The 15,116-nt window shown below is 63.0% G+C and carries 14 protein-coding genes; 5 read left to right on the forward strand and 9 right to left on the reverse strand.

Annotated elements, in window-relative coordinates:
• Window positions 1–39 precede the first annotated feature (39 nt).
• On the reverse strand, window positions 40–2,109 hold the full coding sequence (locus tag AC5QPF_RS28915) for an AsmA family protein (protein WP_494961011.1): 2,070 nt from the start codon (window positions 2,107–2,109) through the stop codon (window positions 40–42).
• Window positions 2,110–2,450: 341 nt separating this feature from the next.
• Here AC5QPF_RS28915 and AC5QPF_RS28920 point away from each other — a divergent pair, with 341 nt between their 5' ends.
• The 3 genes from AC5QPF_RS28920 (at window position 2,451) to AC5QPF_RS28930 (ending at window position 4,930) form a co-directional block, all read left to right on the forward strand.
• Complete coding sequence (locus AC5QPF_RS28920; protein WP_494961012.1) at window positions 2,451–2,999, forward strand: phage infection protein; 549 nt, start codon at window positions 2,451–2,453, stop codon at window positions 2,997–2,999.
• Between the two features lie 132 nt (window positions 3,000–3,131).
• Window positions 3,132–3,761, forward strand: coding sequence for a TetR family transcriptional regulator (locus tag AC5QPF_RS28925; RefSeq protein ID WP_494961013.1), 630 nt, complete (start codon window positions 3,132–3,134; stop codon window positions 3,759–3,761).
• Window positions 3,762–3,829: 68 nt separating this feature from the next.
• On the forward strand, window positions 3,830–4,930 hold the full coding sequence (locus AC5QPF_RS28930; RefSeq protein WP_494961014.1) for an AGE family epimerase/isomerase: 1,101 nt from the start codon (window positions 3,830–3,832) through the stop codon (window positions 4,928–4,930).
• Between the two features lie 94 nt (window positions 4,931–5,024).
• Here AC5QPF_RS28930 and AC5QPF_RS28935 read toward each other — a convergent pair whose 3' ends face one another.
• The 7 genes from AC5QPF_RS28935 to AC5QPF_RS28965 all read right to left on the reverse strand — a co-directional run bounded on the left by AC5QPF_RS28935 (window position 5,025) and on the right by AC5QPF_RS28965 (window position 12,066).
• Window positions 5,025–5,795 (reverse strand): SDR family NAD(P)-dependent oxidoreductase, encoded by a 771-nt coding sequence (locus tag AC5QPF_RS28935; protein ID WP_494961015.1) that lies wholly within the window; start codon window positions 5,793–5,795, stop codon window positions 5,025–5,027.
• A gap of 671 nt (window positions 5,796–6,466) precedes the next feature.
• Window positions 6,467–6,796, reverse strand: a complete 330-nt coding sequence (locus tag AC5QPF_RS28940; protein WP_494961016.1) for a hypothetical protein — start codon at window positions 6,794–6,796, stop codon at window positions 6,467–6,469.
• A 181-nt stretch (window positions 6,797–6,977) separates the two neighbouring features.
• Window positions 6,978–7,694: an ATP-binding cassette domain-containing protein gene (locus AC5QPF_RS28945; RefSeq protein WP_494961017.1), complete on the reverse strand. Its 717-nt coding sequence runs from the start codon at window positions 7,692–7,694 to the stop codon at window positions 6,978–6,980.
• Complete coding sequence (locus AC5QPF_RS28950) at window positions 7,691–8,566, reverse strand: ATP-binding cassette domain-containing protein (RefSeq protein ID WP_494961018.1); 876 nt, start codon at window positions 8,564–8,566, stop codon at window positions 7,691–7,693. The genes AC5QPF_RS28945 and AC5QPF_RS28950 overlap by 4 nt, the downstream gene beginning before the upstream one ends.
• Window positions 8,563–9,852: a high-affinity branched-chain amino acid ABC transporter permease LivM gene (livM, locus tag AC5QPF_RS28955; protein WP_494961019.1), complete on the reverse strand. Its 1,290-nt coding sequence runs from the start codon at window positions 9,850–9,852 to the stop codon at window positions 8,563–8,565. The genes AC5QPF_RS28950 and livM overlap by 4 nt, the downstream gene beginning before the upstream one ends.
• Before the next feature lie 2 nt (window positions 9,853–9,854).
• Window positions 9,855–10,769 (reverse strand): ABC transporter permease subunit, encoded by a 915-nt coding sequence (locus AC5QPF_RS28960; RefSeq protein WP_494961020.1) that lies wholly within the window; start codon window positions 10,767–10,769, stop codon window positions 9,855–9,857.
• Between the two features lie 160 nt (window positions 10,770–10,929).
• A complete protein-coding gene (locus AC5QPF_RS28965; RefSeq protein WP_458979340.1) occupies window positions 10,930–12,066 on the reverse strand; it encodes a branched-chain amino acid ABC transporter substrate-binding protein in 1,137 nt (378 codons plus the stop codon).
• Window positions 12,067–12,527: 461 nt separating this feature from the next.
• Between AC5QPF_RS28965 and pncB the strand changes: the two genes are divergently transcribed.
• Window positions 12,528–13,733, forward strand: coding sequence for a nicotinate phosphoribosyltransferase (pncB, locus tag AC5QPF_RS28970; protein ID WP_494961021.1), 1,206 nt, complete (start codon window positions 12,528–12,530; stop codon window positions 13,731–13,733).
• A 3-nt stretch (window positions 13,734–13,736) separates the two neighbouring features.
• On the forward strand, window positions 13,737–14,564 hold the full coding sequence (gene nadE / locus AC5QPF_RS28975; protein ID WP_494961022.1) for an NAD(+) synthase: 828 nt from the start codon (window positions 13,737–13,739) through the stop codon (window positions 14,562–14,564).
• Between the two features lie 87 nt (window positions 14,565–14,651).
• On the opposite strand, the gene azu is transcribed toward nadE, so the two are convergent.
• Window positions 14,652–15,098, reverse strand: a complete 447-nt coding sequence (azu, locus tag AC5QPF_RS28980; RefSeq protein WP_494961023.1) for an azurin — start codon at window positions 15,096–15,098, stop codon at window positions 14,652–14,654.
• Window positions 15,099–15,116: the final 18 nt, after the last annotated feature.

The raw sequence follows: 15,116 nt of genomic DNA on the forward strand, positions 1-15,116 counted from the left end.
TGGCCCTATCGCGGGTGAACCCGCGAGAGGGCCCTCGGATCATTTCACTGTCTTGGGTGCCTTCCCGGCCCGCATCTGCTCCAGCAACGGCGTACACCGATTCGGCTCATCCCCGCTGCTCGGTGCGATCAACGCCAGCAACCCAGCCGCCGGCCCCGCCACTACACCCAAAGCCACCATCCCCGCCCCACGCAACGCCAGCGGCACCGCCTGCACGCCAGCCGACGGCTTGGCGAACGAGCCACGCACATACAGCGGCGAGCGCAGGGAGAACAGACGCAGCCCCTTGGATTCAGGGTTGATCTTCAGGTCCAGTTGCTCGGTGGCGAAGTTGGCCGTGCCGGTCACGTAGATCACCGCATTCTCGGTATCGAACACAAACAACCGGGTGCTGGCCAGACCATCCTTGATCCCGACATCAGTCGCCGCGCAGTTGATCTTCACCTCGTTGTCGCCGAACAGCTTGCCGACCACGTAGTTGCCCACGTTCAACCCGGCAATCTCCATCAGACTGCGACTCACCGCGCCATCATTGATCAGCAGCTTCAGGTCGCCATTGGACGTGCCCAGCAACGCCGCGATCGAATTGCCGCGCCCGCTCAGGTCGGCATCGCCGTTGAGCGCGCCGAAGCTGGTCTTCATCGGCTCGAAGGTCGGGAACAACTGCTTGAGCTTCAGGTCGCGCGCGCTGAAGCGCACTCGGCCCTGCATCGGCGCGCTGCGGCCGTCGAGACGTACCAGCATGTCCAGCTTGCCACCGGCGACGCCGAAGGACAGCGGCTCCAGGCGCAACAGGCCGTCTTCGAGGAACACATGGCTGTTGAGGTCGGTGAACGGCAGTTCCTGGGTCTGCACGATGCGCTTGCCGGCGAAAGTGACATCGGCATCCATTGCCCGCCAGCGCTCGGTGCGGAACTCTTCCACCGGCAGGACCTTGTCCCCCGGTTGTTTCGCCGCACCGCCACGAGCCTTCTGCTGGGCATTGGAGTCGGCGCCGATCAGCGGCGCAAGGTCCTTGAACAGCAACTGGTTGGACACCAGCCTGCCGGTCAGCTTCGGCCGTGGCTGGCTTGCCGTGAAAGCAAGGTCGCCATGGATGTCGCTGTCGCCGATCTTGCCGTTGAAGCCTTCGTAACTGAACAGCGCGCCGCCTGGCTCGCGCAGCTTGGCGATCAGGTGGCCGTCAGTCTGGTACGGCGGGGTGTCCGGCAGGGTCACGCCGGTCAGCGGGTAGAGATTGCCCAGGCTGGCGCCAGAGAGTTTCAGCCGCAGGTCGAGGGCGCCAAGGTTGCGCGGGTCGGTCAGGGTGCCGGCGACGAGGGCGCGGGTCTTGGCGATGCTGACGTCGATCTGGACCGGGAACGGCTGGGTGGCGTCCTGCAGGGCCAGCAGGCCGCCGATCTTGCCTTCGCCGGTCAGGGCCTGCTCTTTGTAGGTGCCCTTGGCCTTGAAGCCGAAGGCATAGTCCTGGGCAGTGCCGTGCTCCTTCGCGGTCTTCTCGGCGGCGCTCTTGCCGACGATATCGCTGAACGGGATCGGCTTGCCCAGCGGGTCGACCAGCACCTGGACGTTTGTCTTCAGGGTGGCGTCATCGAAGGCTACCTGGCCCTTGTCGAAACCGATGGCACCAATATCCATGACCCACTTCGACGGCTCGGCCTGTTCTTCCTTGGGCCCGAAGTCGAACGTCCAGTTGGCCCGGCCATCGGCCAGGCGCTTGAGGCTGGCGGTGGGCAGCTTGAGGTCGATGCGCGGAATGACGATGCGTTGCGCCAGCAGCGGCAGCGGCGAGAGGCGGAAGTCTACCTGCTGCAGACCAACCATCTGCGGTTCCTTCAACCAGTCCGGGTTGCCCAGGGTGAGGTCCTCGGCAGTGAAGTGCGGCCACGGCACCCAAGCCCGCCAGCCCCCTTCCTCCGGCTCGCGACGCCAGTGCACGGCAAGGTTGCCGTTGATGGCGAAGGGCCGATGCAGGGCTTGCGACACCTTGTCGTTGAGGAAGGGCTTGGCCCGGTTCCAGTCGAAGGTGACGATGAAGATCACCAGCAACGCCAGCACCAGCACAAGGCTGGCGAGGGTCCAGGTGATGATTTTGGCGGGGCGCGTCATTGCACGATTCTCCAGTGACAGCAAGGCAAGGCAGCGTGCGTGAGCCACGCACTTGTACTTGGGACTGACGAAATGCCGAGGGGTTTTACTCGATCCGTCCTGTTGCGGGGATTTTTCCTGACGTCTTCGTCAGTTTTCCCATCGATCCGACGCGATGTTTCCAATCGAAACAGCCCGCAATTCCGACCAAGGCGCTCAGGAAAGGCCCGCGCTAGAGCGGCTGGCGGAATGTATCAATCCCGTTGATTGTTACCATTATCTTTATGAACTTTTCTATCCAATTTCCAAGAGTAGCATTGGCTTCGTACCCACTTTCCCACGCTCCACGAGGAGAACGAACCATGAAACGCCAACTGCTGCTTAGCCTGACCCTGTCCATCCTGGCCGCCAACGCCTTCGCCCTGCCGGCCGCCGACCAACACCTGTCCGCCGAAGCCCGTTCCAGCTCGGCCACCGTTTCCCAGCCGCTGAACACCCTGGCTGAAGGTGGTTCGGACCGCGCCATCGAACGTGCCAACCGTGTAGCCGAAGGCGGTTCCGATCGTGCCATCGAACGCGCCAACCGCGTTGCCGAAGGCGGTTCCGACCGTGCCATCGAACGTGCCAACCGCGTTGCCGAAGGCGGTTCCGACCGTGCCATCGAACGTGCCAACCGCGTTGCCGAAGGCGGTTCCGACCGTGCCATCGAACGTGCCAACCGCGTCGCCGAAGGCGGTTCCGACCGTGCCATCGAACGTGCCAACCGCGTCGCCGAAGGCGGTTCCGACCGTGCCATCGAACGTGCCAACCGCGTCGCCGAAGGCGGTTCCGACCGTGCCATCGAACGTGCCAACCGCGTCGCCGAAGGCGGTTCCGACCGTGCCATCGAACAAGCCCAACGGGTGAGCTGATGCCTATGCGCCAAAACAACAGCTACCCGTGCGCAACCCCTTCCCCTCCGAGGCCCGGTCAACTGACCGGGCTTTGTTTTTCCGGCCCCGGCCTTTAGAGTGCAGGCCTGTTTCACACGAACCGTACCTGCCATGCTGCCGCGCGCCGAACAGAAGCAACAGACCCGCCACGCCCTGCTGGATGCCGCCCGCCAACTGATGGAAAGCGGTCGCGGATTCGGCAGCATCAGCCTGCGCGAGGTGGCCCGCACCGCCGGCATCGTGCCCACCGGTTTCTACCGTCACTTCGAAGACATGGACCAACTGGGCCTTGCCCTGGTCCGCGAAGTCAACGAAACCTTCCGCCAGACCATCCGCATGGTCCGCCACAACGAATTCGAACTGGGTGGCATCACCGACGCCTCGGTGCGCATATTCCTCGACGTGGTCGCGGCCAACCGCGCGCAGTTCCTGTTCCTCGCCCGCGAGCAGTACGGTGGCTCGCAGCCGGTGCGCCAGGCCATCGCCCGTCTGCGCGAAGGCATCAGTTCCGACCTTGCCGCCGACCTCGGGCGCATGCGCCGCTGGCAGCATCTGGACGCCGATGCCCTGGCGGTGATGGCCGATCTGGTGGTGAAGACAGTATTTGCCACCCTGCCCGAGCTGATTGACGCCTCGGAACTGGCCCCCGGGCAGTTGAGCGCCCAGGCCAAGATCACCCAGCAACTGCGCTTCATCTTCGTCGGCGCACGGCACTGGCAGGGCCTCGGCAACCCGGGCTGATCCCGGCGCCACGGGGAAATTTCCTGCTACCATGCGCGCCAACGCAACGACCGCGACGAACCTTTTCCATGTCTGAACTCTCCCCTGTCCAGCCCGCCCTGCTCGCTGAAGTCCAGCACCACTTCGACCGGTGCATCGTGCCGCTGTGGCAAGGTCCTGGCTGGAACCCGGACATGGCCCTGCCGTTCGAGGCCCTCGATCCCGCCCATAAGCCACTGCCAGTGCAGCGCTACCGCGCCATGGCCTGTGCGCGCCAGCTCTATCTGTTCAGCAGCCGCATCGAGCAACCCGGCGCCAGCGAGCGTGCTGCGGCGCTGTTCCGCGCGCTGCAGCGGCACTTCCACGATGCCGAGCACGGTGGCTGGTTCTACAGCATCGACGCCGACGGCAAGCCGCTGGACCGGCGCAAGGACCTCTACACCCACGCCTTCATCATCTTCGCCTGCGCCCACTACTGGGCGAAGTCCCGTGACAGCCTGGTGGAATCGACCCTGAACGCCGCCCTCAGCGTAGTCGCCGAACGCTTCGCCACGGCCGATGGACTGTACGAGGCCAGCCTCGACGAGGATTGGGCAGACCTCGGCAGCGGCCCGTTGCAGAACCCGCTGATGCACCTCGCCGAAGCCTTCCTTGCCACGCTCGCGGTGCGCGAGGACGACGAGGCAAGCGATGCGCTGGTCGCCTTGAGCGAAGCCATGCAGGAGCACTTTATCGACCCGCAGCACGGGGTGATGCTGGAGAAACCGCGCGGGGCTGTGGATAACTGGTTCGAGCCGGGGCATCAGTTCGAATGGTTCTATCTACTGGAGACCTCACCGCTGCTCAAGGGCACGGCGCTGCATGGCTCGCTGGAACGGGCCTTCGGCTTTGCCGAGGAACGCGGAGTGAAGGATGGGGCGGTGCTGGCGATGCTCGATCCACAGGGAAATGTGCGTGATGCGACGCAGCGGATCTGGGCGCAAGCGGAGTATCTGCGGGCGTTGACGCTGCGGGCGGATGGGGCGGCAAGAATCCCCGCGCAGCTAGCGGTGTTGCGCAAGCAGTTCCTGCATGAAGGTGGCTGGTATGAGTGCCGGGATACCGAGGGAAAAGTGAGTCGCAGCGATATGCCGTCGACTACGCCTTATCACCTGGCGACCTGTCTGGAAGGACTGCAGCGCCTGGACTGACGCTATCGCTGGCAAGCCAGATCCCACAGGGGTTGCGGTGTACGCGGTCCTTGTGGGCAAGCTGGCGTGCCAGCGATGAGGCCTTAACGGGCAATCAGTCCTTCTTGCCGGACCTGTCGATCGAGAACCCTGCCCAATCCTGGCTCACCGGCATCAATTCCAGGTTGTTGATGTTGATATGCGCCGGCTGGTTCAGCACCCAGAACACCGTCTCGGCGATATCCTGCGGCTGGATCGGCTCCGCTCCCGCGTAGGTCGCGTCATAGCGGCCCTGGTCGCCACCAAAGCGCACCAGCGAGAACTCGCTCTCGCACAGCCCCGGCTCGATATTGGTCACCCGCACCCCGGTGCCGCGCAGGTCGCAGCGCAGGCTCAGGGAGAACTGCCCGACGAAGGCCTTGGTGCCGCCATACACATGGCTGCCCGGATACGGATAGTTGCCCGCCACCGAACCGACGTTGAGGATGGTCGCGCCACGCCCGTGGGCGATCAGCCGCGGCAGCAGCAGGCGGGTGCTGTACATCAGGCCCTTGATGTTGGTGTCGACCATGGTGTCCCAATCATCCAGGTCGCACTTCTGCGCAGGATCGGCGCCCAGGGCCAGGCCGGCGTTGTTGATCAGCCCGCGCAGGGTGGTGAAGGCCGGCGGCAGGTTAGCCAGCGCCTGTTCCATGGCTTTGCGGTCGCGCACATCCAGGACCAGGCCGTGCACCTCGGTCTTCTGCGCCAGCTCCGCGCACAGCGCGTCCAGCCGCTCCTTGCGGCGACCGGTCAGTACCAGCGACCAGCCCGCCTCGGCGAAACGACGGGCACAGGCTTCACCGAAGCCGGAAGTGGCACCGGTAATGAATACGGTGGAAGTCATGGAATTCTCCTTGGGTAGGCTTGCCCACAGGCAAGAGGACGGCAGGCCTTGCAGCATGCCCGGCGCACGGTGGCGCGGCAAGCGTTTGCGCACCTGTACAAAAAACGATCAATCCTCGCAACGCCTTGATCCATAAGGCTCAGCGTCAAGTATGCGCACCTTATCCACAAGGCTTTCCACGCCGATTGGGGGCAACTGTATAACTTTGCCGGTCGAGTTATTCACAGCCCGCCGCGCCCTACGCTGCGGTTTTTCCTTGACGACAGCGCGCTCCGGCCCGTTCGTCACGCAGCAACGCACTGGGGATAATTGCGGTACTGGCGCAAAGCCTGTAATTCCGCTGCCTGCCCGGGTCTTTCCAAGGCTTTCCCACAGATTTATCCACAGGCTCTGACGATGCATTGAAATGCGCTTCATTGCACAACTTCAAACTTGACAAACAGCCAGGGCGCAGCTTTTGAAGTTGCTGTTCAAATTTCGAACAGACGCCTGAAAGCCTTGTAGATAAAGGCCTCCAGCTAAGTACCACCAACTTACCCACAATCGCTTCCACATGAACCGTGGACAACTTCACCTCTATGCAAAACAACTGCTTGCAGTGACTTTCTGCCGCATCGCAAGCAGCTCTTGCGCTAACTTTTCCACATTCCTGTGGACAACCACGTGCGGGGTCATTGCACCTTGCGATTGGTGTCTTCGAGACGTCGCTGCAGCTCGCCGATCTGCCGTGACTGTTCGTCGACGGTCCGGCGCAGTTCCTGCAGGTCGCTGGCGTTCTGGTTGAGGGTGTCGCGCATCTTCTTCAGGTCGGCCACGCTGACCCCGGAGTCGTGCAGGGTGTGGCTCATGCCGGATTCGCGGTGGATCGCGGCGAGGTTGTCGGAAGACGAGGCGGAAGAGTCGATCTGGACCTTGGCGGCTTCCTCGGCCTGGGCGGTCAAGCTGCCGAACAGCAGGCCGCAGACGAGGAATGCCGGGGTGTACAGGGTACGGAGGGACATCGCATGGGTTCCTTGTGCAGCGTCGAAACGGTACACGGGGTACGACTGTCCGGGTTTGGCTTGAGTTCCTCGCAGACTGTAATGGCCTCATCGCCGGCAACGCCGGCTCCCACAAGGTTCAGCGGTGTCCGCAATTCCTGTGGGAGCCGGCGTTGCCGGCGATGAGGCCATCAAGAACAACTCAGTGCCCGCCGAGATAGGCGTTACGCACCTCCTCATTCACCAGCAACTCCTGCCCCGTCCCGGTCATGCGGATCTGCCCGTTGACCATCACATAGGCCCGGTCCGACAGCTTCAGCGCATGGTTGGCGTTCTGCTCGACGAGGAAGATGGTCATGCCGCTCTTCGCCAGCTCCCGCAGGGTCGAAAAGATCTGTTTGACCACGATCGGCGCCAGGCCCAGCGACGGTTCGTCCAGCAACAGCAGCTTGGGCCGGCTCATCAGCGCACGGGCGATGGCGAGCATCTGCTGCTCGCCACCAGACATGGTCATGGCCCGCTGGTTGCGCCGCTCCTTGAGCCGCGGGAACAGCTCGTACATGCGCTGCATGTCCTCGTCGGCATGCTTGTCGCCGATGGGGATGGTTCCCATCATCAGGTTTTCCTCGACGGTCATGTCGGGGAACACCCGCCGCCCTTCCGGCGACTGGGCGATGCCGTTGGAGGCGATGTAGTGCGAGGACTTGTGGGTGATGTCGGTGCCGCGATAGATGATCTTGCCCGCCGCTGCCCGCGGCTGGCCGAAGATCGACATCAGCAGGGTCGACTTGCCGGCGCCGTTGGCACCGATCAGGCTGACCGTCTCGCCCTCGTTGATGTGCATCGAGACTTTCTTCAGGGCCTGGATCGGCCCGTAGAACACATCCAGGTCCTGCAGTTCGAGAATGGGTGCGCTCATACCAGCTCCTCTTCGTCAGCACCCAGGTAGGCGGCGATCACGGTGGGGTTGTTGCGGATGTCCTGCGGCTTGCCTTCGGCGATGACGTTGCCGTGGTCGAGCACGACGATATGGTCGGAAATGCTCATGACCATGCCCATGTCATGTTCGATCAGCACCACGGTGATGTCGTGCTCGTCGCGCAGCACCCGGATCATCCGGCTCAGGGCCTCGGTTTCCTGCGGGTTGAGGCCGGCTGCCGGTTCGTCGAGGCAGATGATCTTCGGCCGCGTGCACATGGCCCGGGCGATTTCCAGACGGCGCTGCTGGCCGTAGGACAGCTCGCCGGCCAGGCGGTTGGCGCAGTCCACCAGGTCCACCACTTCCAGCCAGTAGAAGGCATGGTCGAGAGCATCGCTTTCGGCCTGGCGATAGGCCTTGGTGTTGAGCACCCCGGCCAGCAGGTTGCGGTTGACCCACATGTGCTGGGCCACCAGCAGGTTCTCCACCACCGACATCTCCCGGAACAGGCGGATGTTCTGGAAGGTCCGCGCCAGGCCAGCGCGGTTGACCAGGTGGGTACCGCCGAACATCTTGTAGCGCAAGCGGCTCATGAAGCGGCTCGGCGAGACGAAGTCGCCGAGCTGGAAGCGCTCGCCGAGCAGTTGGATCACGTTGGTACGCGAGCCGCGCACATTGAGCTCGATCTTGCCGCCACTGGCCTTGTAAAAGCCGGTCAGGCAGTTGAAGACAGTGGTCTTGCCCGCGCCGTTGGGGCCGATCAGGGCGAAGATGTCATTGCGCTTGACCTTCAGACTGACGTCGCTCAGCGCCTTGATCCCGCCGAACTGCATCATCAGGTTATCCACAGACAGAATCACGTCGTCGCTCATGGCGCCACTCCTTTACGCGGGACCACACCGGCGCGGCTGATGCGGATCAGCCCGCGCGGTCGCCAGATCATCATCAGCACCATCAGCACGCCGAACAGCAGCACGCGGTATTCGGAAAAGCTGCGCAGCAGTTCCGGAGCCACGGTCAGCACGAACGCGGCGATCACCACGCCCACCGTCGAGCCCATGCCGCCGAGCACCACGATCGCAAGGATCAGCGCCGACTCGAAGAAGGTGAACGACGACGGGTTGACGAAGCCCTGGTAGCTGGCGAAGAACACGCCAGCCAGGCCGGCGGTGGACGCCCCCAGGGTGAACGCCGAGAGCTTCACCAGCACGTGGTTGAGGCCCATGGAACGGCAGGCGATCTCGTCTTCGCGCAGGGCTTCCCAGGCCCGGCCCACCGGCATGCGGGTCAGCCGGTGCTTGATGTACAGCACCGCCAGCACGACGAGGAACAGCACCGCGTAGATGAAGATGAACTTGAGGTTGGCGTTGTATTCGAAGCCGAAGAACTCGTGGATCGGCACCCCGCCGTCCTTGGCCCGACGGCCGAACTCCAGGCCGAAGATGGTCGGCGACGGCACCGGCATGCCGTTCGGCCCGCCGGTGAAGGACAGCCAGTTGTTCAGCACCAGGCGAATGATCTCGCCGAAGCCCAGGGTCACGATCGCCAGGTAGTCACCGTGCATGCGCAAAACCGGGAAGCCGAGTATGCACCCCGCCAGCGCCGCGGCGATGGCCGCCAGTGGCAGCACGCTCCAGAAGCCCAGGCCGAGGTACTGGTAGCCCAGTGCCAGACCGTAGGCGCCAATGGCGTAGAACGCCACGTAGCCGAGGTCGAGCAGGCCGGCCAGGCCGACCACGATGTTCAGGCCCAGGCCCAGCAACACGTAGATAAGGCCGAGGATGACCACGGTCAGCAGGTACTTGTTGGCGAACACCGGGAAGATGATCGCAATGACGATCAGCGCCGGGATGATGTAGCGCAGGCGCGACTTGTAGTCCGGCGCCAGCACGTGCACACCGGAGCCACCACTTTCGAAGCCGTGGAGCATGCGCTGGCCGGCGGCGGTCTGCAGGAACAGGCTGATGACCATGCGGCCCAGCATCACCCCGCCCACCAGCCAGGCGACGCGGGTCGGCTCGGCATTGAAGCTGTAGCCGTCGAGGACCACGCCCACGACCGGACCGAACACGATCAGGGCGAGCAGGCCGGCGACGATGGTTTCCACCAGGGTGCGTTTGATATCGAAACCGGAAGAAGCAGTCTTGGCAGTGGACATGTTCACACCTTAGCCACGAGCGGGCGACCCAGCAGGCCCTGGGGACGGAAGATCAGGATCAGCACCAGCAGCGAGAAGCTGAACACGTCCTTGTAGTCAGAGTTGACCAGACCAGCGAACAGCGATTCGGAGATACCCAGGACAATCCCGCCGAGCATGGCGCCAGGCAGCGAGCCGATGCCGCCGAGCACCGCGGCGGTGAAGGCCTTGATGCCGATGATGAAGCCGGCATAAAAGTCGAAGGTGCCGTAGTTCATGGTGATCAGCACGCCGGCGAGGGCGGCCATCACCGCACCGATGACGAACACGTAGGAGATCACCCGGTCGGTGTTGATGCCCAGGATCGAGGCCATCTTGCGGTCTTGCTGGGTGGCGCGGCACATGCGCCCGAGCTTGGTGTACTTGATCACGTAAGTGAGCAGGGCCATGCCGGCGAACGCCGCGACGAGAATGAAGATCTTGGTGTAGGTCAGTTGCACGAAGCCGCTGCCGACGTCGAAACGCACGGCGCCTTCGAGCAGGGTCGGCACGCCTTGCTGGCGGGCACCCTGGCTGATCTGCGCGTAGTTCTGCAGGATCAGCGAGATGCCGATGGCACTGATCAGCGGTGCCAGGCGGGTGGAGTTGCGCAGGGGCTTGTAGGCGATGCGTTCGATGGTGAAGCCGTAGACCCCGGTGACGACGACGGTGAACAACAGGGTCCCCAGCATCAGCAGGGGGAACGACTCGATACCGAAATAGGCCAGCAATGCCAGGCTGATCGCCGCCAGGTAAGCGGAGATCATATACACCTCGCCGTGCGCGAAGTTGATCATGCCGATGATGCCATAGACCATTGTGTAGCCGATGGCGATCAGACCATAGACGGACCCGAGGGTCAGTCCATTGATCAGTTGCTGCAGGAAAATTCCATCCATAACGCAATCTCACGTATTCGAGATTGCACAAGCGCCGACTACGGCGGACCGCGGATGAAGCGGCCCTCGCAGCGCAGGGTTGTGCAGATCTACAAGAGGGGACAGGTACGGCGCATCGGGCAGCCGCCCGGGCGCAGATGGCCCGGGCCGGATGCCATTGTTATTTTTGTTTTTCCAGCTGGTGGTACTTGCCGTTGGCATCCCACTGGTAGACCACGTAGTCGGAGACGGTCAGGTCGCCCTTGCTGTCCCATTTCTTCTCGCCCATCACGGTTTTCACCGGGTTGGCCTTGAGCCACTTGGCGGCGTCCTCGCCCTTGTTGGACTTGGCGCCTTCGAAGCCCGCTGCCAGGGTCTGGATCGAGGCGTACGCGTAGAGGGTGTAGCCTTCCGGCTCGGTGCCGCCTTTGCGGAACGCTTCCACCACTTCCTTGCTGTCCGGCAGCAGGCGCGGGTCGGCGCCAAAGGTCATGTACACGCCATCGACGTATTGCGGGCCGCCTGCGGTGGCCACCAGTTCGTCGGTGACGATGCCGTCGTCGGACATGAACTTGACGTCCTTCAGGCCCTGCTCGCGCAGTTGGCGTACCAGTGGGCCGGCTTCCGGGTGCAGGCCGCCGAAGTAGACGACGTCGGCACCGGCGGCGCGGATCTTGGTGACCACGGCGCTGAAGTCTTTCTCGCCACGGGTCAGGCCTTCATACAGCACCGGCTTCACGCCGCGCTTCTCCAGTTGTGCCTTGGTCGCGTCGGCGAGGCCCTGGCCGTAGGTGTCCTTGTCGTGCAGGACCACGACCTTCTTGCCCTTGAGCACGTCGACAATGTAGTCGCCAGCGACGATACCCTGCTGGTCGTCACGGCCGCACATGCGGAACATGGCGCCCAGGCCGCGCTCGGTGACCTGCGGGTTGGTCGAGCCGGGGGTGATGGCGATGACACCAGCTTCGTCGTACACCTCGGAGGCCGGGATGGTCGAGGACGAGCAGAAGTGACCAACCACGCCGGCGACCTTGTCCTGGTCCACCAGGCGGTTGGCCACGGCCACGGCCTGCTTCGGCTCACACGCGTCGTCGCCCTTGACCAGGACGATCTTCTCGCCGTTCACACCGCCCTTGGCATTGATGGCATCGGCGGCAGCCTGGGCACCCTTCATGTATTGCTCGCCGAACGCTGCGTTGGCACCGGTCATCGGGCCCGCGACGCCAATCTTCAGATCGGCCTGGACATACGAAGAAACGCCCAGCGCCGTGGCCACGGCGAGAGCGAGAAAGCCTTTCTTGTAAAACGTCTGCGACATGTGGTGGTGCTCCTGATGTTTTTTTGGATTGGCACTACGACTTCAGCAACTTGTTTCAGCCATTTGCTCCGAGCAAGGGCCGTGCCATTGGTTTTTCATTCGGAAAAAACTCGACTCCAGGATTTCCGCCATGTCGCGGCGGTCTGGCTTTACGGGTCGTGCAACCGCTCGCCAGACACAAAGCGCCACCTTCCGGGAAGGTAAGGCGCAACCAGTACATGCCATCATTGCAACCCTGGTGCGTGTTTACGTGCAACCGCCCTGTAACAGCCTGCGTAACGGAACTGCACATCCGTGGTGCGCGACTGCTACAACAAGCACCATAAGAGGCTAGACCGTGCGGGAAAAATCGCCGCTATAGGTAGTCTGCTACCGAACGACCCGTGCGGATCGACGACTGCAACGCGATACACTGGCAAAATGAGTCGCCTTGATGGCACTCGCCGGAACTGGAGCCTTATATGAGCGAAAGCGCTTTCGCCGACCGCACCGTGCAAAGCCTGCTGGACACCGACTTCTACAAGCTGACGATGATGCAGGCGGTACTGCACAACTACCCCAACGTCGACGTCGAATGGGAGTTCCGCTGCCGCAATGGCGAGGACCTGCGCCCCTATCTGGGGCAGATCCGCGAGCAGATCGAGCGCCTTGCAGAGCTGAGCATCAGCGACGCGCAACTGGGCTTCCTCGAACAGATCAGCTTCATGAAGCCAGACTTCCTGCGCTTCCTAGGTCTGTTCCGCTTCAATCTGCGCTACCTGCAGATGGGGATCGAGAACGACCAGTTCTTCCTGCGCCTGCATGGTCCATGGCTGCATGTGATCCTGTTCGAGGTGCCGCTGCTGGCGATCATCAGCGAGGTGCGCAACCGCAATCTTTATCCACAGGTGCAGTTGAGCCAGGCCCGCGAACAACTGCTGCGCAAGTTCGACTGGCTGCGCGTCAATGCCGGCGACGACGAACTGGCCGAGCTGCAACTGGCCGACTTCGGCACGCGCCGACGCTTCTCTTATGGTGTGCAGGAAGAAGTGGTGAAGGTGCTCAAGGACCAGTTCCCGGCACGCTTCGTCGGCACCAGCAACGTGCACCTGGCATGGAAACTGGATATCAAGCCACTCGGCACCATGGCCCACGAGTGGATCATGGCCCACCAGCAACTCGGCCCGCGCCTGATCGACAGCCAGATCGCCGCTCTCGACTGCTGGGTCCGCGAATACCGCGGCCTGCTCGGCATCGCCCTGACCGATTGCATCACCATGGACGCCTTCCTGCGTGATTTCGACCTGTACTTCGCCAAGCTGTTCGACGGCCTGCGCCACGACTCCGGGGATCCGGTGCAGTGGGCGGAGAAAGCCATCGCCCACTACCGCAAGCTCGGCATCGATCCGATGACCAAGACCCTGGTGTTCTCCGATGGCCTGGACCTGCCCCGCGCGCTGCACATCTTCCGCGCGCTGCGTGGGCGCATCAATGTCAGCTTTGGTATCGGCACCAACCTGACCTGTGACATTCCCGGCGTGGCGCCGATGAGCATCGTGCTTAAAATGACCGACTGCAATGGCCAGCCTGTGGCGAAGATTTCCGACGAGGCCGCCAAGACCCAGTGCCGCGACCCCAATTTCGTCTCTTACCTGCGTCACGTTTTCCAAGTTCCCAGCGAGGAGTAACCCATGCAAGCCGTCCAGCGAGAGATCGCGCAGCAGCTCAAGGTCCAGCCGCCGTTCGCCGACCGCACCGCACTCGATGCCGAAGTCACCCGGCGCGTCGCCTTTATCCAGCAATGCCTGAAGAATGCCGGGCTCAAAGTCCTGGTTCTGGGCATCAGCGGCGGTGTCGATTCGCTGACCGCTGCGTTGATGGCCCAGCGCGCCGTCAACGAACTGCGTGAGCAGACCGGCGACCAGGACTACCGCTTCATCGCCGTGCGTCTGCCGTACCACGTGCAGCACGACGAACACGATGCCCAGGCGTGCATCGACTTCATCCAGCCGGACGAACTGCACACGGTGAACATCGCCCCGGCGGTGCGCGCCCTGGCTGCGGAGGTCAAGGCGCTGGAAGGTGGCAAGCCAGCCCTGGTGGACTTCGTCGTCGGCAACACCAAGGCGCGTATGCGCATGGTGGCCCAGTACACCATCGCCGGTGCCCGTGCAGGCCTGGTGATCGGTACCGACCATGCCGCCGAGGCAGTGATGGGCTTCTTTACCAAGTTCGGTGACGGCTCCTGCGACCTGGCGCCACTGAGCGGGTTGGTGAAGAACCAGGTACGGGCCATCGCGCGCAGCTTCGGCGCGCCGGAATCACTGGTGGAAAAAGTACCGACCGCCGACCTGGAAGACCTGGCGCCGGGCAAGCCGGACGAAGCGTCCCACGGCGTGACCTACGCGCAGATCGACGCCTTCCTGCACGGCGAGCCGGTGAGCGAGGAAGCGTTCGGAATCATCAAGCGGACGTACGAGAAGACGCAGCACAAGCGGGAAATGCCGTTCGCGCCGTGAAAAAAGCATCGCTGGCAAGCCAGGCTCCCACAAAATCTGTGGGAACCTGGCTTGCCAGCGATGAGGCCCTTGAGGCCGGTAGAGCAGTTACTTCAGAACGACAGCGCCCTTCATCATGGCGATATGGCCAGGGAAGGAGCAGAAGAATTGATAGCTTTCACCCGCCGCCAGCTTCGACACATCGAAGGTGGCCGAGCTGGTTTCGCCAGCGCCGATCAGCTTGGTGTGGGCGATGATGCGTGCATCGGACTCGTCCAGGTAGCCGCCGTCGAGGCCCTTGGACATGCCAGCGGTAGCAATGGCTTGCGAGTCGGCGGTCTTGCTGATCACCAGGTTGTGGCCCATGACGTTCTTCGGCAGGTTGCCGGAGTGGGTCAGCTCTACGGTGAACTGCTTGCAGCTCTTGTCTACGACGATTTCCTTGGTGGTGTAGGACATCTGGTCGGTGGAGTCGACAGTGACCTTGCAATCAGCGGCCATTACCTGGGCACTGGCAACGGTCAGCAGGGACACGGCAACGAGTTTGGCAAACATTGGTGAATCTCCATGGCA

It is taken from the genome of Pseudomonas sp. Con_6 (assembly GCF_059379395.1).